At 61.0% G+C, this 22,580-nt stretch carries 20 protein-coding genes; 2 read left to right on the forward strand and 18 right to left on the reverse strand.

Annotated features, from left to right (window positions below; translation table 11 throughout):
* Positions 1–2: 2 nt before the first annotated feature.
* The 12 genes from AC0L23_RS09295 to AC0L23_RS09350 form a co-directional block, all read right to left on the reverse strand.
* Entirely contained in the window at positions 3–1,925 is a 1,923-nt protein-coding gene (locus tag AC0L23_RS09295; protein ID WP_085361112.1) for an acyl CoA:acetate/3-ketoacid CoA transferase, read from the reverse strand.
* Positions 1,925–3,046 carry a class III poly(R)-hydroxyalkanoic acid synthase subunit PhaC gene (phaC, locus tag AC0L23_RS09300; protein WP_018453177.1) on the reverse strand — a complete coding sequence of 374 codons (1,122 nt, stop codon included), beginning with the start codon at positions 3,044–3,046 and terminating at the stop codon, positions 1,925–1,927. The genes AC0L23_RS09295 and phaC overlap by 1 nt, the downstream gene beginning before the upstream one ends.
* Positions 3,043–3,717 (reverse strand): poly(R)-hydroxyalkanoic acid synthase subunit PhaE, encoded by a 675-nt coding sequence (locus AC0L23_RS09305; protein WP_039798611.1) that lies wholly within the window; start codon positions 3,715–3,717, stop codon positions 3,043–3,045. The genes phaC and AC0L23_RS09305 overlap by 4 nt, the downstream gene beginning before the upstream one ends.
* Before the next feature lie 21 nt (positions 3,718–3,738).
* Positions 3,739–4,911 carry an iron-containing alcohol dehydrogenase gene (locus AC0L23_RS09310; RefSeq protein ID WP_018453175.1) on the reverse strand — a complete coding sequence of 391 codons (1,173 nt, stop codon included), beginning with the start codon at positions 4,909–4,911 and terminating at the stop codon, positions 3,739–3,741.
* Positions 4,908–5,522 (reverse strand): adenylate kinase, encoded by a 615-nt coding sequence (locus AC0L23_RS09315; RefSeq protein ID WP_085361182.1) that lies wholly within the window; start codon positions 5,520–5,522, stop codon positions 4,908–4,910. Before AC0L23_RS09315 ends, AC0L23_RS09310 begins: the two co-directional genes overlap by 4 nt.
* A gap of 21 nt (positions 5,523–5,543) precedes the next feature.
* On the reverse strand, positions 5,544–6,071 hold the full coding sequence (gene ppa, locus AC0L23_RS09320) for an inorganic diphosphatase (RefSeq protein WP_018453173.1): 528 nt from the start codon (positions 6,069–6,071) through the stop codon (positions 5,544–5,546).
* Positions 6,068–8,122, reverse strand: coding sequence for an acetate--CoA ligase (gene acs / locus AC0L23_RS09325; protein ID WP_240543312.1), 2,055 nt, complete (start codon positions 8,120–8,122; stop codon positions 6,068–6,070). The genes ppa and acs overlap by 4 nt, the downstream gene beginning before the upstream one ends.
* 40 nt (positions 8,123–8,162) lie before the next feature.
* Complete coding sequence (locus AC0L23_RS09330; RefSeq protein ID WP_143273907.1) at positions 8,163–8,531, reverse strand: phasin family protein; 369 nt, start codon at positions 8,529–8,531, stop codon at positions 8,163–8,165.
* 73 nt (positions 8,532–8,604) lie between these two features.
* Positions 8,605–10,263, reverse strand: coding sequence for an acetolactate synthase large subunit (locus AC0L23_RS09335; RefSeq protein ID WP_018453170.1), 1,659 nt, complete (start codon positions 10,261–10,263; stop codon positions 8,605–8,607).
* 75 nt (positions 10,264–10,338) lie between these two features.
* Positions 10,339–11,661, reverse strand: coding sequence for an MFS family transporter (locus tag AC0L23_RS09340; RefSeq protein ID WP_018453169.1), 1,323 nt, complete (start codon positions 11,659–11,661; stop codon positions 10,339–10,341).
* 4 nt (positions 11,662–11,665) lie between these two features.
* The gene (locus AC0L23_RS09345) at positions 11,666–12,703 is read right to left on the reverse strand and encodes an isocitrate/isopropylmalate dehydrogenase family protein (RefSeq protein WP_018453168.1); all 1,038 of its coding nucleotides are present in this window, start codon (positions 12,701–12,703) and stop codon (positions 11,666–11,668) included.
* A 62-nt stretch (positions 12,704–12,765) separates the two neighbouring features.
* Positions 12,766–14,085, reverse strand: a complete 1,320-nt coding sequence (locus AC0L23_RS09350; protein ID WP_026232474.1) for an MFS transporter — start codon at positions 14,083–14,085, stop codon at positions 12,766–12,768.
* 36 nt (positions 14,086–14,121) lie between these two features.
* On the opposite strand from AC0L23_RS09350, the gene AC0L23_RS09355 reads away from it, so the two are divergent.
* Positions 14,122–14,301: a hypothetical protein gene (locus tag AC0L23_RS09355; protein ID WP_143273402.1), complete on the forward strand. Its 180-nt coding sequence runs from the start codon at positions 14,122–14,124 to the stop codon at positions 14,299–14,301.
* A 120-nt stretch (positions 14,302–14,421) separates the two neighbouring features.
* On the opposite strand, the gene AC0L23_RS09360 is transcribed toward AC0L23_RS09355, so the two are convergent.
* The 5 genes from AC0L23_RS09360 to AC0L23_RS09380 form a co-directional block, all read right to left on the reverse strand.
* Positions 14,422–15,219 (reverse strand): substrate-binding domain-containing protein, encoded by a 798-nt coding sequence (locus AC0L23_RS09360; RefSeq protein WP_018453165.1) that lies wholly within the window; start codon positions 15,217–15,219, stop codon positions 14,422–14,424.
* A 77-nt stretch (positions 15,220–15,296) separates the two neighbouring features.
* Positions 15,297–16,604 carry an MFS transporter gene (gene tcuC, locus AC0L23_RS09365; RefSeq protein ID WP_018453164.1) on the reverse strand — a complete coding sequence of 436 codons (1,308 nt, stop codon included), beginning with the start codon at positions 16,602–16,604 and terminating at the stop codon, positions 15,297–15,299.
* Positions 16,605–16,875: 271 nt separating this feature from the next.
* Positions 16,876–17,952 (reverse strand): ABC transporter substrate-binding protein, encoded by a 1,077-nt coding sequence (locus tag AC0L23_RS09370; protein WP_085350789.1) that lies wholly within the window; start codon positions 17,950–17,952, stop codon positions 16,876–16,878.
* Positions 17,953–18,039: 87 nt separating this feature from the next.
* The gene (locus AC0L23_RS09375) at positions 18,040–19,461 is read right to left on the reverse strand and encodes a sensor histidine kinase (protein ID WP_018453162.1); all 1,422 of its coding nucleotides are present in this window, start codon (positions 19,459–19,461) and stop codon (positions 18,040–18,042) included.
* On the reverse strand, positions 19,458–20,123 hold the full coding sequence (locus AC0L23_RS09380; RefSeq protein WP_018453161.1) for a response regulator transcription factor: 666 nt from the start codon (positions 20,121–20,123) through the stop codon (positions 19,458–19,460). Before AC0L23_RS09380 ends, AC0L23_RS09375 begins: the two co-directional genes overlap by 4 nt.
* Positions 20,124–20,359: 236 nt before the next feature.
* On the opposite strand from AC0L23_RS09380, the gene AC0L23_RS09385 reads away from it, so the two are divergent.
* A complete protein-coding gene (locus tag AC0L23_RS09385; RefSeq protein ID WP_026232472.1) occupies positions 20,360–20,593 on the forward strand; it encodes a hypothetical protein in 234 nt (77 codons plus the stop codon).
* A 65-nt stretch (positions 20,594–20,658) separates the two neighbouring features.
* Here AC0L23_RS09385 and AC0L23_RS09390 read toward each other — a convergent pair whose 3' ends face one another.
* Positions 20,659–22,491, reverse strand: a complete 1,833-nt coding sequence (locus AC0L23_RS09390) for a caspase family protein (RefSeq protein WP_085361114.1) — start codon at positions 22,489–22,491, stop codon at positions 20,659–20,661.
* Positions 22,492–22,580: the final 89 nt, after the last annotated feature.

The following is a 22,580-nucleotide window of genomic DNA, read 5'->3' on the forward strand; positions in this document are numbered from 1 at the left end:
GTCTATTCGACAAACCGGTGGGCGTCGGCCGAGGTTTCGAAGATATGCGGCGCGACGTCGCGGCGGGCCAGCGCGTCGCCGAGCTTCAGGCGCATGAATGCGCTGGTGGTGTAGCGCGAGGCATGATCGTAGCAGGTCCGCTCGACCTCGGCGGCCATTGAAAACCATTTCTCCGTCATGTCGGGAGCGATGTAAGACGAATCGTAGTTGACGACTGCGGAAAACCGGCGTCCGACACGATGGAAGAGTTCGAGGATCGACGCCCGGATTACCTCGACGTCGGCATCTCTATGGACCCGATAGCCGTCAAGTCCGAGAAAAAGCGTGTTGCGATCGGCATCGTACGACAGCCGCTCCGCCAGCGGCCGATTGAGCAGCCGGTCGTCGAGCTGCATCAGGGCCTCGCTGAACAGCGAAACATCCATGGATTTCGGCGCGCGGATGATGGGCCGAAAGCCCATGAGCGCGAGAATGTCGCGCTCCATATCGATACCCGGCGCGATCTCGATCAGTTCGAGACCCTCGGGAGTGAGGCGGAACACGCATCGCTCCGTCACATAGAGAACGGGCTGCCTGTTGGTTGCGGCAAGCTGGCCCGAAAACGTGATCTGATCCACCTTGTCGATGAATTTCGAGGACTTGCCTTCGCTGAGGATCTTGAGCTGACCATCCACGACCGACGTCTTGAGCCCACCGGTGGTGAAGGTGCCTGCGAAGATCAGCCGGCGCGCATTCTGGGATATGTTGATGAAGCCGCCGGCGCCGGCCAGACGGCCATTGAACAGGCTGACGTTGACGTCGCCGCGGCCATTGACCTGAGCCATGCCGAGACAGGCCAGATCGAGCCCGCCGCCGTCGTAGAAATCGAACATCTGGTTCTGGTCGATGATCGATTCTGCATTGATCGAAGCACCGAAATCGAGACCGCCTTGCGGAATACCGCCGATGATGCCGGGCTCGGCAGTCAGCGTCACAAAGTCGAACAGCTTTTCTTCGGCGGCAACCGAGGCGACTCCCTCCGGCATGCCGATGCCGAGATTGACCACGCCGCCCATCGGCAATTCCAGGGCGCAGCGGCGCGCAATGATCTTGCGGTTATCCAGCGCCATCGGAACATTGCGATCGGCCGGCGCGCGCAATTCGCCCGAAAATGCTCCGTTGTAACCCGTGGCATAGGTCTGGACATGGTTTTCGGGCTGCGCAACGACGACGCAGTCGATCAAGACGCTCGGAATTTTGACGTGACGCGGATTGAGCGAGCCGGAGGCGGCGATGCGCTCCACCTGCGCGATGACGAATCCCTTGCAGTTCTTGGCGGCCGTTGCCAGCGCCAGATTGTCGAGGGTCAACGCCTCTTTTTCCATCGAGATGTTGCCGTTGTGGTCGGCGGTGGTACCTCTGATGATCGCAACGTTGATGGGAAATGCCTTGTAGAACAGCCATTGTTCGCCGTCGATTTCGATCATCCGCACCAGCTCTTCGGTGGTGCGCGCATTCAGCTTTCCGCCACCATTGGCCGGATCGACGAAGGTGCCGAGCCCGACCTTGGAGAGAAGCCCGGCCTTGCGCCCCGCAATTTCACGAAACAGATGCGATACGCATCCGAGCGGCAAGTTATAGGCCTCGACGTGATTGTCGACCGCCATCCGGGCGAGCTTCGGAACCAGGCCGAAATGTCCGCCGACCAGGCGTTTGATCAGGCCGGGATGCGCCAGGCGGTTGAGGCCGCGATCGGCGCCGTCTCCCGGCGCCGCCGCGAACACCAGCGAAAGGTCCCGCGGCTCTCCGGTCTGCACGAAACGCCGCTCCAGCGCCTTGATGATTTCATCGGGCGTTCCCACGCCGACGAAGCCGGACGAGGCGACGGTGTCACCGGAACGGATGATGGCAACCGCCTCGGCGGCGTCGACGATCTTGTTGCGCATCAGGCTTCACTTCCGGGATTGGCGTCGCGGGCGACCAGCCAGTCGGCAATGCTCTGGCTCAGCTTGCCCTGCGATTTGCTGGAGACGAACAGGCCGACATGGCCGCCGGGCAGCGGAATTTCGGTGTAATCCGTGCTGCCTATCTTCGCTCCGAGCGCGCGCGAGCAGTCCGGCGGAATGATATGGTCATCCAACGCAAAAACATTCAGCACGGGAGCCGTGATAGACTTCAGATCGACCCGACGGCCGGACAGTTCAAAGCTGCCATCGACCAGGCGGTTCTCCTGGTAGAGATCCTTCAGCCACTGCTTCGCCGCTCCGCCAGGATGATGCGGACGGTCCGCGAGCCACTTTTCCATGCGGAGGAAATTCATGAACTTGGCCTCGTCATCGACGACGTCGATGAGATCGACATTGTATTTCGTCAGTGAGCGCATCGGCGTCATCATCGAGAACACCGAGCTCATGAACTCGCCCGGCAGCACGCCGTAAGTATCGACCAGCTTGTCGATGTCATCAGGATCGAGGCTGCGGGTCCAAAGGTTGAGGAAGCCGTGGTGCGCGGCCTTGTCCTTGACATCGGCATGGAAGTCGATTGGGGTAATGGTGATGACGAGATTTTTGACCTTTTCCGGATGCAGAGCGGTGTAGCACGTCGTAAAGACGCCGCCTTCGCAGATGCCGAGCAGCGTGATCTTGTCATGGCCGGTTTCCTGCGCGATGCGGTCGACTGCGGCATCGATGTAGTCATCGACGTAATCATCAATTTTCAGCCATCGCTCGGTTCGGCCCGGCTGGCCCCAGTCGATCAGCCAGAGATCGAGCCCTTTTGAGAGAAGGCTGCGCACCAGCGAGCGGTCAGGCTGTAAATCAGCCATGGTATACCGCCCGATCAGGCCGTAGGCCAAAAGGACGGGCGTCTTCGCCGTCGCTTCCGCCATCGGCTCATAATGGAACAGCTCGACCTTGTCGCGGCGCATCATGAGATGCTTCGGTGTCGTGCCGATGGCGACGTCTTCATCCCGCGTATTGGCGATCAACTGTGTCGCCTTGAACATCTTCTCGGCGTTGGCCGCCATGTCCCGGGCGAAGCGCGAGGTTTGGTTCTCCTGATCGCTCATCGTGCGGCTTCGCTCTTCTGGTCGCGGATCTGGCGGGCGAGCGTACGGACTTCTCGGCGGAGTTCGGTCAATTGCTGCGTCACGTCGTCGAAATCCTTGCGGGTCGGCAGCCCCAACATGGCTGACGCGGCCTCAGCGACATCATCCTGCCGGCTCCGTAACTTCAATCCCGCCTGCAGCAGTTCCTTCTGAGCTTGCAAGAAGCCGTCGGTGCGCTGATTCCGGATCAGTTCCTCGTTGGAGATTTCGCTCCATTTGGCGAACGCCTCGCGCCACTCCGGATGCGGGGAGCCATCGCTACCGGTGGCGGACATCGTCTCGTAAAACCGCTTCGACGCTTCAGGCCATGGAGCGGCAGCAACCGCATTGTAGCTCGCAAGCCGCTGGCGCATCTCGATCCAGGCCCCAAAGGCCAACGCCATTTTCCGGTCGATGTCCCAGACGTCGGCCAGCCGCGGCCCCTGCGCCATCCGCTCGATCGCTGCCGACAGTTCGTTGCCGTCGCCAAAACCACCCGGCTTTTCCGACAGACGCGCCAGCATGAACGGTGCCATCGACCCCGACCACGCCTCGACCATGCGGTTCGAGGATTCGGCCATCGTCTGCCACAGCTTCGCCCATTCGAGGCCGGGATCGGAATCAGCGGAAGCCGATTTGTCGTTCTCGCTCATGCTGCTCACTCTTTGTGCCGCTCAGGCCGCCGCGCGGTTGCCGAACGCCTCGGTGTAGATCGCCAGCGCATCGTCGAAGCTCAATTCCCGCGGATTGTTCACGAGAAGCCGCGTCTGCTTCATCGCATCCTCGGCGAGCTTCTTCAGGTCACCCCTCGCAATGCCGACATCGGCCAGCGAGGCCGGCACGTTGCAATCCCGGCAGATCGCCGCGATCGCATCGACGAACAGCCGTGCCCGCTGGCTGACGCTCATTCCTTCCGATTTGGGATCGACGATCGGCGCCAGTTCGGCGTAGAGGCCTTCCGCCTCCGGCAAATTGAACCGCAGCACCTGGGTCAGCACCAAGGCATTCGACAGGCCATGCGGCACGTGGAACAGCGCGCCGATCGGATAGGCCAGCGCGTGCACGGCGGCGACCGGGGAATTGGCGAACGCCATGCCGGCCAGCATCGAACCCAGCAGCATTTGCGACCGCGCTTCGAGATTAGATCCGTCCGCACAGACCGTCCGGACATTCGCCGACAGCAGGGCGAGAGCCTGCCGTGCCAACTGGTCCGACATCGGATTCTTCCGGTGCTTGCTGGTATAGGCTTCGATCGCATGGACCATGGCGTCGATGCCGGTCGCCGCGGTGACATGCGGCGGCAGGCCGAGCGTCAGCTCCGGATCGAGGATCGCCCAGTCCGGGAGCAGGCGGGGCGCAACGACGCCCTTTTTCTCGGTCGTCGGCGTGGTGACGATCGCAATCGGGGTCACCTCCGAGCCCGTTCCGGCCGTTGTCGGCACCAGCAGCAGCGGAAGGCGTTCGCCCTTGGCAAGGCCGACGCCGTAGATATCTTCGAGGCGATCAGGCGTTTTGGCCAGATAGGCCACCAACTTCGCGGTATCGAGCGCGCTGCCGCCGCCGATTGAGGCAACCAGCTCGATGTCCTTGTCACGACACAGTGCGACCGCCCGCTCGATGATATGCGACGGCGGATCCGCCTCCACATCTTCGAATATCGTCAGTTCGCAGCCGCCGGCAACCAGGCCAGCCTCGGCGTTTCTGGTCAGGCCTGCATTGCGTACGCCCTTATCCGTGACCAGCAGAACACGTTTTGCCCCGTATCCAGCGACCAACTCCGCCAGCTTTTTCGATGCGCCTGCCTCGAACAGGATGTTGGGGGGTGCCTGGAAGGTAAACGCTTTCATCTGACATCACTCCTGATCTGATCGGACGTTACTGCCGCAAGCGCCGCGGCGAGCTGTTCGGTCACGGCGTCAATCGGCTGCAAACCGTCGACGACGTTGAGCAGTCCCTGCGACCGGTAGTATTCCGTGACCGGCGCGGTTTGCTCGCGATAAACGCTGAGCCGGGTCTTGAAGACCTCGGGATTATCGTCGCGGCGCACCGGCTCGCCTCGGCTTGCCGCATCGTCGGCGCGCCCTTTGATGCGGTCGAGCAGCGCATCTTCGTCGACCTCGAGCTCAAGCACCGCATCGAGCTTGATGCCCCGGGTGGCGAGTTCCTGATCGAGCGCTTCGGCCTGCGCGACCGTGCGCGGGAAGCCGTCAAGGATAAAGCCGCTTACCGCATCGGAATGGTCGATACGATTAGCGATCACCGATACCACGACGTCGTCGGGCACAAGTTCACCCCGATCCATGATGTGCTTGACGCGCAATCCCGCAGCCGTGCCTTCCGCAACCGCCTGGCGCAGCATGTCGCCGGTCGACAATTGCGGGATCGCAAATCGAGTGACGATCCTCGTCGCCTGCGTGCCCTTACCTGCGCCTGGCGGCCCCAACAGAACCAGTCTCATATCATTGCCCATATCTCGGTTTCAGCTCTTTGCCCGCGCGATGGCCTCGACGATCAGCCGGCGCGCTTCGGCACTGTCGCCCCATCCGATCACCTTCACCCACTTCCCCGGCTCCAGATCCTTGTAGTGTTCAAAGAAGTGCTGGATCTGCTCGATCGCGATCTGCGGCATGTCGGCGATCCCGTTGACGTGTGCGTAGCGCATCGTCAGTTTCGGCATCGGCACGGCGATGATCTTCTCGTCGCCGCCGCCCTCGTCATCCATCTTGAGCACGCCGATCGGCCGCACATTGATTATGGCGCCAGGAGCGATCGGCCGCGAATTGGCCACGAGCACGTCGATCGGATCCCCATCGTCCGAAAGCGTGTGCGGAACGAAGCCGTAATTTCCGGGATAGCGCATCGGCGTATACAGGAAGCGGTCGACGAACAGCGCGCCCGCCGCCTTGTTCATTTCGTATTTGATCGGTTCACCGCCGATCGGAACCTCGATGATGACATTGACGTCCTCCGGGGGATTGTCGCCGATCGAAATCGCGTCGATATTCATTTCCGCGCCGCCTTTTGGCTATGGCGGTTTTTGATGAGATCATCGACCACCGCCGGATCCGCCAGGGTTGAGGTGTCCCCGAGCGCGCCGACTTCGTCCTCGGCGATTTTGCGCAGAATACGACGCATGATCTTTCCAGAGCGGGTCTTGGGCAGGCCCGGCGCAAACTGAATGACATCGGGTGCGGCGATCGGTCCGATCTCCTTGCGGACCCAGGCCACTAGTTCCTTGCGCAACTCTCCGGAGGGCTCCGCATCCGACATCAAGGTGACGTAGGCGTAGATGCCCTGCCCCTTGATGTCGTGCGGAAAACCGACAACAGCGGCTTCGGAAACCTTCTGATGTGCGACGAGCGCGCTTTCGACTTCGGCTGTCCCCATGCGATGACCGGATACGTTGATGACGTCGTCGACGCGGCCGGTGATCCAGTAGTAGCCGTCGGCGTCGCGCCGGCAGCCATCGCCGGTGAAATACTTGCCCGGATAGGTCGCGAAGTAGGTCTGCATGAAGCGCTCGTGGTCGCCGTAGACCGTGCGCATCTGGCCTGGCCAGGAATCGGCAATGACGAGATTGCCTTCGCATGCGCCGGTCAGCACGGCACCACTTGCGTCCACCACTTCCGGCATCACTCCGAAAAACGGCAGGGTTGCCGAACCGGGCTTCAAAGCCGTCGCGCCGGGAAGCGGCGAGATCAAGATGCCGCCTGTCTCGGTCTGCCACCAGGTATCGACGATCGGACAACGTCCATCGCCGACCACGCGGTGATACCAATCCCACGCTTCCGGATTGATCGGCTCGCCCACCGAGCCGAGCAAGCGCAGCGACGCACGGCTGGTCTGTTTGACCGGCTCTTCCCCCGCACCCATCAACGAACGGATCGCGGTCGGCGCGGTGTAGAAGATGTTGACCTTGTGTTTGTCGACGACCTGCCAAAAGCGCGATGTTGAGGGATAGTTCGGGATCCCCTCGAACATCAGCGTGGTCGCGCCGTTGGCCAGCGGCCCATAGACGATGTAGCTGTGGCCGGTGACCCAGCCGACATCGGCGGTGCACCAGTAGATGTCGCCGTCGTGATAGTCGAACACATACTGGTGCGTCATCGACGCAAAAACGAGATAGCCACCCGTGCTGTGAACGACGCCCTTTGGAGCACCGGTTGAACCCGACGTGTAAAGAAGGAATAGCGGATCCTCCGCGTTCATTTCGACCGGCGCGCAGTCGGCCGAGGCCTTTGCCACCTCGTCCGCGTACCAGACGTCGCGGCCGTCGACCCAGTCGATGCCACCGCCGGTGCGCTTGACCACGATCATCGTCTTCACGATGCCGGCCACCTTCTTCAGCGCATCGTCGGCATTGACCTTCAGCGGTACCTTGCGCCCGCCGCGCAGCCCCTCATCGGCGGTGACCAGGACTTTGGACTGGCAGCCCTCGATACGTCCGGCCAGGGCATCCGGCGAGAACCCGCCGAACACGATGGAATGGACCGCCCCGATTCGCGCGCAGGCGAGCATGGCATAGGCGGCTTCCGGAATCATGGGCAGGTAGATCGTGACGGTGTCGCCTTTCTTCACACCGTGACTTTTCAGGACATTCGCGAAACGACAGACCTGATCGTGCAACTCCGCGTAGGTGATGTGCCTGGATTCGGCGGGATCGTCGCCCTCCCAGATGATCGCGACCTGACCGGCACGCCGGGCAAGATGCCGGTCGATGCAGTTCATCGCCACATTCGTGGTGCCGTCCTCGAACCACTTGATCGAGACCTTGCCGGGCGCAAAGGAGGTATTCTTCACCTTCGTGAACGGCTTGATCCAGTCGATCCGCTTGCCATGCTCCGCCCAGAAAGCATCCGGCGTCGACACCGACGAAGCATACATGCTGCTGTATTTCGCAGCGTCAGCATGAGCCCGCCGTGCCCAGCCGGCCGGCACGTCATGGATCAGCGTATCTGACTTTTCCGTGCCCACCTTGGAGCCTCCCCGACGCACTGCGATGCGATTGTCTTGATCGGATGATGCATCGTCCGCGCTCGGAACGCGTGCAGGCAACATCCTGTGATCAGCGATTGATTTCGCTCTGAGGCGACCGGCGCTACTTATTCAGGTCAACAGTCGACGGCTGGTTCATTGCACTTGCAAGCTCGCGAAACTGCGCGTTCATTTTTTCCATCTGCTCCTTGAGATGGCTCTGATAAACTGCACCCATTTCCTGCGGGTCCTTGGCATGCAACAGCCGTTGCGCAAGCTCGAAGCCCGAAGCCACATTTTCCTCGGCGAACGCGACGGCTCTTTCGTTCATCTCCTTCGCCGCCGAATAGGTTGAGCGAACGCTGGAATCGGCCTTCTCTCTCAACTTCTGGGATTCGGTTATGTATTTCGACACAGCCTCTTTCGCCTTGTCCAGCGTGGTCTGCGCCATTTCCCGCATCTTCTCAGCCTGCTCGTTGATCTGCTCACTCATTGCACTCTCCATTGCCGGCGCTTGCGACCACGCCAATTTCAGCTCAGCTCATCAATCGGCCCTCGCCGACGGCTCACACGGTCGGCTCAATAACCTGCTTCAGCTTCTCGCGAAGTTCATCCACGAGCACGCGGGTATTTTCGCTGTAGTCGATCGGCACGACGACGAGGTGCACACCGCCACCTTTGAAAGCGTTTTCGAGCGTCGGAATCAACGAATCCGTGCTTTCGACCCGCGAGCCTTTCGCGCCGTAGCTCTCGGCGTATTTGACGAAATCCGGATTCCCGAACGTGAGGCCAAAGTCCGGGAAACTATCGACCGCCTGTTTCCAGCGGATCATGCCATAGGCCGAATCTTCCAGGATCAGCACGACGAGATTCAATTTAAGGCGAACCGCGGTTTCCATCTCCTGCGAATTCATCATGAAGCCGCCGTCGCCGCAGACCGCGAGCACGCGGCGTTCCGGATGCAGCATCGCCGCCATCATGGCGGATGGCAGCCCGGCGCCCATTGTCGCGAGGGCATTGTCCAGCAGCAGCGTGTTCGCCACATAGGTGCGGTAGTTGCGGGCGAACCAGATCTTGTACATCCCGTTATCCAGCGCGACGACGCCGTCTTCAGGGATGACCTTTCGCACATCGTGCACGATGCGTTGCGGCGTCGGGGGCCAACGGTCCTCGGTCGCGCGATCGCCGATCCGGGCCAGGATACTTTCGCGAAGGCTTAACAGCGCGCCGGCATGATGCAGCCGCCCCTCGAGACGATCGGCCAGCAACTCCAGGCTCGGTCCAACATCGCCGACCACTTCGCACTGCGGAAAGTAGACCCGCTCCACGTTGGCCGGCGTGTAGCTGACGTGGATGACTTGAGGACCTTTGGGGCCCATGATGAAGGGCGGCTTTTCGATGGTGTCGTGACCTATGGCAATAATCAGATCGGCTCGGTCGACCGCTTCATGAACGTAATCGCGCTCGCTGAGTGCAGCCGTCCCCATGTAGAGGTTGCTGCCGCCGGGTACCGTTCCCTTGCCCATTTGTGTGGTGAAGAACGGAATTTTCGTGCGGCGGACGAAGCCGCCGATGCCGGCCGTGCTGCGCGGCCGGGACGCGGCGGCGCCGAGCATGATCAAGGGCCGCTTGGCCTTGAGGATCATGTCGGCAGCGCGATCCAGCGAGGCACGATGGGCGACCGGGATCTCGATCGGATGCGGCGCCACCATCGCGACGTCTTCGGATTCCTCGCCCGCGATGTCCTCGGGCAGTTCCAGAAGAACCGGACCCGGACGCTCTTCCATGGCGATCCGGAAGGCATCGCGAACGATTGTCGGAATGCCGCTTGTGCTGACGATCTGGAGCGACAGCTTGGTCAACGGTTTGAAAGCGCTAACCACATCGACGATCTGGAATTTGGCCTGTCGGCTGCTCATGATGCCCTTCTGGCCCGTGAGCATGATCATGGGCATGGCGCCGAGCAGCGCGTAGGCGGCGCCAGTCGTCAGGTTCAATGCGCCAGGGCCAAGCGTGGTGATGCACACGCCGGGCTTGCCGGTCAGCCGTCCATAAGTCGCGGCCATGAAGGCCGCGCCCTGCTCGTGGCGTGTCAGGATCAGCTTGATCGACGAGTTGCGCAAGCTTTCCACGACATCGAGGTTCTCCTCGCCGGGAACGCCGAAAATTCGGTCGACGCCCTCGTTCTCGAGTGCGGCAACCAACAAATCTGATCCCTTGGCCATCAGCGCGTCTCTCCCATTCGAATTCAATGCTCTCCGGACGCCGTCGCAGGCATGACGGGGCCGTCGTGTTTCAGTTCAGATCCGGCCATCGCCGTCGAGATAGCCTCGCGTCCGCGTATCCGGCATCCAGAGCGACGCGACCAGGGCGACCAGCGCCATCGCCGCGACGTACCAGAAGAACAGGGTTTCGTATCCGGACGATTTCAGCGACAATGCAACATATTCCGCCGTTCCGCCGAACATCGCATTGGCAATCGCGTAGGGAAGTCCGACGCCTAGGGCGCGCACCTCGGGCGGAAACAGTTCGGCCTTCACGACGCCACTGATCGAGGTATAGAAGCACGCAATCACAAGACCGATCATGATCAGGCCAAAAACGGCGTAGACGTTGGTGGTGCTGGACAATGCCATCAATAGCGGCACCGCAGCGAGGGTAGCGCATGCGCTGAACAGGATCATGTTGTTGCGCCGGCCGATCCTGTCCGATAGCGCCCCGAACACCGGTTGCAGCAGCATGAAGGCGATCAGGGCAGCGGTCATGATCGAGCTGACCGTCTTGGCATCCAGCTTCACGCTGTTGACCAGGAATTTCTGCATGTAGGTCGTAAACGTATAGAAAAATAGCGATCCGCCGATCGTGAATGCGAGAACGATCAGCAGCGCGCGCTTATGATGCCAGAGGCCGGAGAGAGAACCTGCCTCCTTGCGGTGCATGGTCTCCGCCGAGGCCGTCTCCTGCAACGAGCGGCGGAGATACAACGCCACAACGGCCGCGACGGCGCCGAACAGGAAAGGCACCCGCCATCCCCATTCCTTCAGCTCGTCGAGCGACAAGGTTTGCTGCAGAACCACGACAACGAGGAGTGCGAGAAGTTGCCCGCCGATGAGCGTGACATACTGGAATGACGAATAGAACCCGCGGTTGCCCTTGCCGGCAATCTCGCTCATATAAGTTGCCGCCGTTCCATATTCCCCGCCGACCGACAGGCCTTGTGCCATGCGCGCAAACAGTAGGAGCGCCGGCGCCGCGGCGCCGATTGTTTGGTACGTGGGGAGCATTCCGATCATCAGCGATCCCGCGCACATCAGCAGCACCGACAGCACCATCGAATTCTTGCGGCCATGCGCATCGGCGATCCAGCCGAACAGCCAGCCACCGAGCGGCCGCATGAAGAACCCTACGGCGAAAATGCCGGCCGTCGCCAGCAACTGGCTGGTCTGGTCGCCAGACGGGAAGAACGCCGCCGCGAAATAGATCGAGGTAAATGCGTAAGCATAGAAGTCGTACCACTCGACCAGATTTCCGGACGACGCAGCCACAATCGCCTTGATACGCGACAGCTTTTGCGCCGTGCTGTCAGCGGGGATTGCCGGGTGCGATGCAGCAACAGCGGTCATTTGCTTACCCTCCCAATCGACGGATGATGCTTTGAGTGAAGTCGCCAGTGGACGCTTTGCCGCCCAGATCGGGCGTGCGAACGCCGTCCTCGCGCAAGACCTGATCAATTGCCGTTCTAAGACGGTTTGCGAGATCAGGCTGATCAATGTGCTCCAGCATCAGCCCGACCGCCAGCAATAAAGCGAGCGGATTGGCGATTCCCTTGCCGGCAATATCCGGTGCCGAGCCGTGCACGGCCTCGAAGATCGCCGCATCCGGACCGATGTTGGCGCCGGGCGCCATGCCGAGGCCGCCGACCAGACCGGCGAGCTGATCCGACAGGATGTCACCGAACAAATTGGTAGTGACGATGACGTCGAACTGCCAGGGATTCATGACGAGCTGCATCGCCGTGGCATCGACGATGCGATCGTCCATCTTGACCCTGCCCTCGTACTTCTTTGCAACCTCGTGACCGACCTCGAGAAAGATGCCGGTCAGCGCCTTCAGCACGTTGGCCTTGTGCACGACGGTCACCTTCTTGCGACCGTTCTTGAGCGCGTAGTCGAATGCGAATTCGATGATCTTGCGCGATCCTTCACGCGTATTGACCCCGGTCGAAATGGCGACCGCGTGCGGATCTTCCCCAATTGGAATATAGTGTTCGAAAGCGACATAGAGCCCGCCGAGGTTCTCGCGCACCAGCACGATATCGATTTCGTCGAATCGTCCTCCGGGAACCATGCTTCGAACCGGCCGCAAATTGGCGTAAAGGCCGAATTCTTCGCGCAGACGAACATTGATCGAGCGGAATCCTCCCCCCACCGGCGTCGTTAGCGGGCCCTTCAGGGCGAGCCGCGTACGTCGGATGCTGTCCAGCGTCGCCTGCGGCAGCGGATCACGGCTTTCCTCGATCGCGGCCAGGCCACCCTGCTGGATGTCCCATTCGAATGGAGAGCCGAGCGCTTCGAGAATGTCGACGGCCGATTTCACGATCTCGGGGCCGATACCATCGCCTGGAATGAGCGTAGCGGGCCGCTTCGTTTTGGATTGAGCAGGCATTACTATGTCCTCGAAGATGAGAGCCGCGGGGTTTTGTGAATGTCAGACATGCTGCCTTGCACTCAATGTACGGGGCTTGCGGCGGAGGTGGCGGGTAGCGTTTCCTGCTTGCTGATCCAAAGCACCGCGATGATCCCGGCGATTTGAAGCAAAGCCAGCGGTATCAAGGCCATGGGGAAGCTACCCGTCGCCTCCTTAATGACGCCGAGCAGCCACACCGCGCCAGAAGTGCCGATGTGCGACAGGGTATTGATGCCGGCAATTCCGGCCGCAGCAGTTGCCGGAGAGAGTGTCCCAGTCGCCAGGGCCCAGAATGGTCCCTTGATCGAATAATTACCGATCAAGACCACGCTCAGAATAGCAAGCGTCACGGGTAATGAGCTCGTGAGCATGGTCGCAAGCAGCGCCGTTGCGCATAACGCAAGTGGTATTGCGGTGTTTTGGGCATGGGCGTTCGACCTGTCCGAATATCTTCCCCAAAAGATCATCGCAACGGAGGCGATGCCAAATGGGATGGCATTCAGGAAGCCGGTCTCCATGTTGGACATCCCGAACGATTTCACGATCTGAGGCTGCCACAGCGACAACGCGTTGCTCGTGGCCGAGCTTCCCGCATAGATCAAACCGAGGATGAGCACATATTTGTTGGTCAGAATTTGCCACAGCGACATGTGGCCGACCTGCTTCGCCATCGATCGTTCCGACTGCAGGCGCGCGTCGAGCCAATTGCGCGCCTCCGGCTCGAGCCATTTTGCATCAGCGGGTTTGTTCGGAAGCCCGAAGAACGAGACCAGGCCGAGCAGGACGGCCGGAATGGCTTCAACGATGAAAAGCCATTGCCAACCACGAAGGCCGAGCACGCCATCCATCGCCAGCAAAGCGCCGGATATTGGCGATCCCAAAAAGCTCGATAGCGGTATCGCCACCATGAAAACCGCAACGATCCGTGCGCGATAGGCCGCCGGAAACCAGAAGGTCAGATACAGGATCACACCAGGAAAGAACCCGGCCTCCGCTGCACCCAACAAGAAGCGGCTCAGATAAAAAGTAATCGGCCCTACCGCAAAAGCGGAGAGAATACCGACTATCCCCCATGTGATCATAATGCGCGCGATCCAGATCCGCGCGCCAACTTTCTGCATCGCCAGATTACTGGGGACCTCGAAAAGAATGTAGGCGATATAGAACAGCGCCCCGCCCGCCCCGAAGGCAGCCTGCGTCAGGCCCAGATCCTTGTTCATTTGCAGGGCCGCAAACCCGGCATTGACGCGGTCAACGTATGAAATGAAATAGCACACCATGAAAAACGGAAGCAGGCGCCATGTAATGCGGCGCATGGTTTCCGCTTCGATCCTCGGTAGCGGCGCGGAATTCGTTGGCATGGCGTCCTCGTTTCGGGTTGACGGTCAGGCAGCGAGTTGGCGCAGGACGTATTGAAAAATTCCGCCGTTGCGGAAATATTCGAGCTCGTCGAGCGTATCGATGCGGCAGGTCAAGGGTATGATGGCCTTATTCGCACCATCGGACTCGCGGATCTCGATCGCGAGCTTCTGGAGATGCTGGGAAGGCCATTCTTTTCCGCTGCGGCAAGCGAATAGTAGGCGTAGCTCTTTGCACCGACGACAAGTGTCTGGCGTGCGCCGAAGCTGTTGAGATACTGCTTCATTATCAAGTCCCCCTTCGCTGGAATCGTCCGCCTCGCGCAGATCTGAAGCGGTCTATTTCTCCGATGCTGCAAAGGGATCGAGACCCGCTTTTTTCAGGGCCGGAGCAGCAGCAGCGGAAGCGAGGAAGGCAATCAGAGCCCGTCCGGCTTCCGGCTGACTGGCACCGGAGGTTATGCCTGCAGAAAAGATCGTGATTTTCTGGACGTCTGGCGGGAGCGGCCCGACAAGGTCGGCTCCAGCGATCGGCAGAAGTTCACTGATCTGTTGAAAGCCGAGTTCGGCGTCACCGCGTGCAACAACACTCGCGACCGGCTCCGCCGGAATCATTTTGGCCTTGTCCTTCATCTCGGCGGCGATCCCGAGACGCTTGAACAGCTCGGTGCCCACATAGACGCCGCTGGCGCTGTCGGAGTATGCAACTGACTTCGCGTTCAACAGTGCCTGCTTCAATGCGTCAGGAGTACCGATATCAGGCTTTGGCGTTCCGGCGCGTACCGCGATCCCGATCGGCGAGCGTACCAGGTCGACGCGGCTGGTTCTGACCGCCCTGCCCTGCTCGATCATCTCGCCAAGCGCGTCGCCGACCATGATGAGCACGTCCGCCGCCTCGCCGCGTGCCAGTCGCACGGGGATGGCGTTCTCCGTCGTTCCCATCGAGGGGCCATAGGCCGTGACGACCGTATTTCCCGTCGCGCGTTCAAATTGCGGTACGAGCTCCTTATAAGGCGTCGCCAAGCCTCCCGAGATCATGACCCTGACTTCGGACGCCTTGGCGATTCCAGCCGCGGCCGCCAAGACAATCAGCAAGCTTAGCGCAACTCGCCTGCGCACGACGATCGTCACGCTCATCGGCAATTTCCTTCGATGCAATTATTCGAGGACTGTGCTTGCTCGATGACGGTCGACGTCATCGAGCACTTTGGTGGTCACGTCCCTATCACCGTCTCGACCGAATTGGCGCCGGATAGCGCGCGTCGTTGTTGCGGCCTGTAAACGAGGTACGTCCCGGCCAGACCACAGAGCGCTGCCGCGCTCATCCAATATCCCGGCGACGCATTGTCACCAGTGGCAGCGATCAGCCAGGTGCAGATCGCTGCCGTAAACCCGCCGAACGTCGTTGCCAGACTATATGCGAGGGAGAATCCCGACGTTCGCACACCCACCGGCATGACTTCGGTCAATGCGACGATCATCGCGCCGTTGTAGCTGGCGTAGATGAAAGACAACCAAAGTAGGACCGTCAGCATCTTCGGGAACGTCGGGCCTGCGGCCAACCAGGAAAGCGCGGGATATGCAGTCAGAAATGCCAAAGTCGAAAAGGCGATGAGGATCGGCCGACGACCAATCCGATCGGACAACGAGCCCATGATGGGAAGCCAGATGAAGTTCGATATTCCCACGCAAATCGTCACGATCAGGCCATCGGCCGCGGTCAGCTTGAGGACCGATTTGCCGAATGTCGGCGTGTAGACGGTAATGAGGTAGAACGACACCGTGGTCATGATCACCATCATCATCCCGGCAAGCACAATGCTCCAGTTTGCGAGGATGGAGCGATAGATCTCGCGGGGTGTCGGATGATGCTTCCGCGCCAGGAATTCATCGGTTTCCTGCAGCGAGCGTCGAATGAAGAATACGAAAGGAACGATCAGGCAGCCGATGAAGAACGGAATACGCCAGCCCCAATCGTCAAGCTGCGCCGGTGCAAGCCATGCATTGAGAGCGAAACCCAGCGAGGCCGAGACGATGATCGCGACCTGTTGACTTGCCGATTGCCAGCTGGCGTAAAAACCCTTCTTTCCCGGTGTGGCCATTTCCGAGAGATAGACGGAAACCCCACCAAGCTCGACGCCAGCCGAGAAGCCTTGCAGCAGGCGTCCGATCAAGACGAGGATCGGGGCCAATATGCCAATGGTTGCGTAACTTGGCACGAACGCGATGAGCACCGTGCCGGCAGCCATGATCGACAGTGTAACGATCAGGCCTTGGCGCCGGCCGATCCGATCCACGTAGGCGCCGAGGATGATGGCGCCGAGCGGGCGCATCAGAAAGCCTGCGCCAAACGCAACGAAGGTCAGCAGCAGTGACGCGTATTCATTTTCGAGTGGGAAGAATGCCTTGGCGATGTACGACGCGTAGACGCCCGACAGAAAGAAGTCGAACATCTCAAGAAAGTTGCCACTGGTGACGCGGAGCACCATGCCAAGCTTCGACTGTCCGGTGGTAACCGTCATGCCGTCCTCCCTTTTATCGTTTATGTTTTTTTGTCTTGTTCACCCGTCTTGCAGGTGTTGCAAACTTGATCGCGGCCGGATTGACCGATACGCGAGGAGCGATCGTTCAAGCTACGATTGCTGCCTCATCGTATATCAGCTGCCTGTCACCAACCTGTCGCTGCCGCACTCCGCAAGAAAATCGGTTTGAAGACGACGCGCTTGATGAGCCGGCAGATATGGGGGGCTTCTCTCGGATGTTATTCCGTCTGAAATCCAGATCCCTGGATTTCTATCGATCCTGCAACGCGCGGCGCCACTCTTTGAGGAAGCTCGCTCGTTTCGATTGATCGAGATAGGTGAGCAATTCTGCACCAATATGGATCGGCTTGACTGCGCCGCTGCGATCCGCAGGTATCACGCCTTCCGCGCCGAGACCGAGGCGCACAGGACCGACTGACCGGGCCAGGAGAAATTTCTGGCCGCGTTCTGAAAGCAGGTAATCAAGAAACAATTTCGCCGATTCCGGGTGGGGCGCGGTGACGGGTATAAAGGCTATTCGCGACATCAAGGTGATGTAGTCGGCAGGAAACACGATTCCGATAGAGGCATCTTCCTTGGCCCGTTCGATCGCGTAAGACCCTATCATATTGTAGGCGAGCAGATGTTCGCCGGATGAAATCCGATCAAGCACCGTTCCGGTGGTCGAATAGAGCTTGATACCGGCGCTGCCAAACGCACGGACCAAATCCCACGTTGTCCTGGTGATTCCGGCATCGCGCGTGATGAACAGGAAACCGGTCCCGCTCTGCTCCGGGTCATAGGTTGCGATCTTACCTCGATAGATGTCAGGCTTTCGGCTTAGAAGGCTCTTCAGGTCAGTGCGGGTTCGGGGTACATCGGACTCCGCAACGAGGTTCTTGTTATAAACAATGACAATCGGCTCCGCCGTGATGGCATAGGCTTCGTCTTTCCAGATGGCCCAATCCGGGATATGCGCAATTTCCTTCGAGACATAGGGTTGAGCATAGCCGTCATTGACGAGCTTGATCTGCAGATCCATCGCGGAGCTCCAGACAATGTCTCCGGGTGCTGCGCTGGAGGTCGAGGGATCCACGACTTGATTGTAGATATCGTTCGAGTTGATCTTTGTATGGACGATCTCGATGTCCGGATGACTTGCCCGGAAATCGGCAAGCAAGTCGGCGACGTCCGCGTCCTGGGTCGTCGATACGATGTTGAGCTGCTCTCGAGCTCCGGCGATAGCGGATGCTTGCCCTTTGAGAGGGCCGAGCTGCGCCTGCTCCGACATGGCAGGCCACGTCAGCAAGATCCCAACGCACAAGGCCAAGGCTTTGGCAGCCGCCATCGTGACGTTTCCTCGTCCATGAGCCGCTTTGCGGACTTCAGTTTGTTCAGGACCGCAGCCATTCGTACGGCAGCGCACAATCCGGCCTCAACTTGAGCTTTCACCATCACGCTTGGCAAGAGGAAAGCTCACGGAAACCCGCAGACCCCGGCCTTCCGGGCCAGGTGCAAGCACGATTTGGGCCCCGAGACGGTCCGACAAGGCTTTCACGATGGCTAGTCCAAGACCACTGCCTGCAGGGCCGTTCGCCATCGGAATCCGATAAAAACGCTCGAAAACGCGGGCCCGATGGGCCTCCGGAATTCCCGGACCGGTATCCTCGACTTCAATTCGCGCGGTCGTGGCGTCAACAACCGCGCGAACCAGGACCATCCCCCCGGGGCGGTTGTAGCGGATCGCATTGTCGATCAGGTTTGCCAGCAATTCGCCAATCAGGACCGTATTGCCGGCGATGACCGCGGGACAGTCGGATCGATCGAACTGGACGTCGATGTCGTTCGCGAAAGCCTGTGGGGCACGCTCCGACAGGACATTGAAGGCGACCTCATTCAGGTCAACGTTCTCCGCGGCCGGTTGCGCAATGTTCTGCTCGTCGGCCCGTGCCAGTGTCACGAGCTGCCCGAGCAGCCGTTCAAGGCGGTTGATGGCGTTATCGACCTCGTCGAGGGCAGATTGGCCCGCCGGGGTTTCCGACCCCAGGCGTCGCACCAGATCGAGATGCGTCCGCAGTATCGCCAATGGGGTTCGCATCTGATGCGAGGCATCGGCTGTGAATCGGCGCACCAGTCCGATGGCCAGATCCAGCCGCTGTAGCAGGGAATTTACCGCGAGCGCCGGTGCTAAAGCTTCCTGCGGCACCCGGGAAAGGTCGAGCGGACTGAGATTTGGACCGCCCTGAATACCGCGCGCGTCGATTTCTTGCTTGAGTTCGCCAAGCGGCCTCAGGCCTCGATCGACGGCGTACCAGCCGAGGCAAGCGATGAGGCTAATCAACCCGGCCTCGAGCATCGCCAGTCCGATCAGCATTTCACGTTCGACGACGCGGCGCGCCTGCACCGTTTCGGCCACTGCGACGAGGACCAGCTCCGGCCTGCCGTAGACCTGCCGCGCCTGCGCGCCGATACGAACCGTTTTGCCGCGATACGCGCCATCGCGATGGCCGGTTTCGCCAGCCTTCAATCGATCGAAGCCGGATAGTGGAAGATCCTTGTAACCGGTGATCAATTCGCCGAGGTAAGTCACGCTGTAATAGATGCTGTCGTGCGACTGGCTTTCCAGCATGCCGAGCGCAACCTGCGGCAAGTCGACCGTCAGTTCGCCATCTTCCACGCCGACGCGTTCGGCGATGGCGAGAACCGACCCATCGAGCAACCGGTCATGAACTGTCTGCACAACGCGCTGGATCAGCAACATACCGCCGATTCCAAGCACCATCGCCAATACAATGGCGGGCGCCACCAGATTGGTGAGGAGCGTTCGCCTCAACGACGGCCGCCAGGTGGCGATCACTGTACCTCCAGCAGATAGCCTAGCCCGCGGACGGTTCGGATCCGCGGCCCGTCAGGACCGAGTTTCTGGCGAACGCGACCAACGTAGAGTTCCGCCGCGTTCGGCGCTACCGCCTCGTCGAAGCCAAATACCTCCGCGATCAGGCGCTCCTTGGAGACGACTTTGCCGGCGCGGGTCATCAGCACTTCCAGCACGGCAAACTCGCGCCGTCGCAATTCAAGCGGCCGGCCGCTCAGTGTAATCGTGCCCGCGGCGCGGTCGAACGCGAGCGGGCCACAGATCAAGGTTGGATTTGGAAGCCCCTGTCCCCTTCTCACGAGCGCGCGAACGCGGGCATCAAATTCGGCGATATCAAATGGCTTGGAGAGATAATCGTCAGCGCCGAGATCGAGCCCGCTGACCTTATCGCCGGTCGCGTAACGGGCAGTCAGAATCATGACCGGAACGGTCGACCCGGCTTGCCGTATCTTGTGCAGGACGCCGAAACCCGACACGTTCGGCAAGTTGATGTCCAGAATGATGAGGCTGTAGGGTTCCAGCAAGGCGGTCTGCGCCGCCGAAGCCCCGTCAGACTCGATATCGACGGCGAACCCGGACAGCTTGAGCCGCTCGGCAAGGCCGCGCGCCATGGCGGCATCGTCCTCGACAATCAGAATCCTCACTGAACAAACCCTTGCGTTCGCACCACCCGTGCGCGGGAGACGTCACCGTGAGGCTAGAAGGACAGTATCGAAAGATCAAATCGGAGCTTCCTCGCGGATGTACGGCTCGCATCCTTCGGACACTTCGCCAGGAGAGGGCCGCGTGCTTCCCGGCATCCCCTCCCTCGACGGTTCGACTTTGCCAGGCCAGTCCCCATATCGTGTGGCAACACGTAACGATACAGCGAGCAGCTTTGATGGCCAGGAGACGCGTGACGGAAACGGAAGCCGACGATCTCCCCCGCTATTTCGTCTGGGTGCGCGGTCTTGAGGGCCCCGAACCGCAGAAATGGATGGCGATGGATTTCGGCGTCGGTGACTGGAAACGGCCGCTCGTGCTCGCCTATCTCGAGCTACCTGAGGGCGAGCGACACTTGCCGTTGTCGGCGCTGGCCCGGCGATATCCGCCGCCGCGGGCAGAGGCTTCGTAGAGGGGCCATCCTGGACGGACGCGAGGATCTCGCCACCCCGTCAACCCAGGGCGAGCAACGCCGCATCACTGGCAGTACTGTTTTCCGCCATAGGTATGACATTTGCCGCCCTCGCTGCTGGCCGGAGCAGACGGCGCGCGCGGGCTCGGTTCGTGGCGGGACACCGCCTTTGGTTTCTGGGGCGACGGATCGGGACGCCGCTGGCACACGCCCTGGGCGTCCAGCACGAATTTGTTGTCACAGACGATCTGGACGCAGCGGTCGCCAACCGCCTTTTGCCCCCTCGCACAAACCAGCGGGCAGATGCGATCGGGCCGGGCGCGCACCGCATCGAGCGCGTCGAGGCTTGCGACCTTCACGTCGAATTTCGTACCGGCATATCTGTTGAAGCTGTCGAGCGCCTTTTGCGACGGTGCAGTCCAGGCGCCATCGGCCGCACCGGGATCGCAACCGACACGCTTCAGGTGCGCCTGGAGCAAGCGGGCGATGTCCGCAGGATCCATCGCTGGCACGCTAGTCGGCGCCACGGCGAGAGCAGCAGCGGGCGCGGCGGGCGGGGTCAGAGCGGCAAGCGTAGCCTGGCGCTCCTTCTCGCGCCGGTCTGCCTCGCGCTTCACCGCCTCGATCTGTTGCTGCGCCTCCAGCGCGGCCTGCTTCATCGCCTGCTCGACCTGAAGGGCCGCGTCCTCCGCCTGCCGGCGCGCCTCCGCAACCTGCCGCCGGGCATCGTCGAGCTCGCGCTTGGCCTGCTCGGCGATGCGTTGGCGCTCCTTCTCCAGATCGCGCCGGGCCTGCTCGGAGATCTGCTGCGTGGCCCGTTCCGTCTCACGCGCCGCCTGCTCCTCGATCTGTTTCCTGAAATCGTCGCTCTTCTGCCGGACCTGCTGCTCAGCCTGCCGCTGTACGGCATCGGCGTTTTCGCTGATTTTTTCTGCGGCCTCGAGCTTGTCGAGCGCCGCATGCGCAAAGTTGGCATAGATGCCGGTGGCATGAACGGCGAGAAAGGAAAGCCAGGCCTGCTTGGTGCCGGCCTGCGCTGCAAGCTCATAATCCCGCCGGGCTCCCGCGTTCGGATCGATCGGCGATGCAACCGGCGGCACCAGCGCCACGGTGTCGCCGCCGAGCGATCCGTAGACGAAGGGCTCCTGCCGCCGCCCCGTGCTCTTGAGCACCTCGTCGCGAACCCGGCCAAGCGTCAGGCGAAGGTCGAGGCCCGATGTCGCCAAATGATTGAGGAGCGCGGTCGCAAACGGGCTGTGCGCACCGTCGCCGTCGCCGGCGACCGCGCCGGCCTTGGCGGCGAACGCAATCAGCGTATCCGCCGTGGCGGGCTCGATCTTGGCGAGGCCGCGGCCCATCGAACGCGTGGCGACACTGCGTGTCATCCGCTCTGCAAACGGATTGTCGCGGCAGGCATCGAGGATGACGAGCCGCAGCCGCTTCGCCGGATTTATCGCCTGGAGAATCCGGTCCAGCGGAACCGCCTCGTCCTCGACGTCGAAATCGCTCTGCAGCCTGGCATCTGCCGGAATCAGGAAATTCGCGCCGTTCACCTCGATGCCGTGACCGGCGTAATAGACCACGGCCATGTCGGAATCCGCGGCAACCGCAGCAAAATCGCGCACCGCCCGCCGCATCTCGATGACGCCGAGATCGCGGCGAAGCTCCACGATATCGAACCCCATCCGCTTGAACACGTCGCTGATGGCGGCGGCGTCGTTGTCAGGATTGGCCAGCCGCGCGACGCTCTGGTAGTTGGACACACCAAGGACCAGCGCCACTCGCTTGTCGGCCTGCGCGGTCGTCGCCGCTGCCAGCATCAGAGCAATCGCCAGCGCAACACGGCCGGCCAGACGCTGCAGGCGTGACATCGGAGCCGGGAGGATCAATCCGACCATGGTGCAGGCTTCAATCCGTCAAGGGCCCTAGGCTGGCTCCGGGATGATTTCGAGGGTCTCCTCCCGTAAGTCAACCCGTCTGTGGCCTA

This window comes from Bradyrhizobium sp. MI1.4 (genome assembly GCF_055811315.1).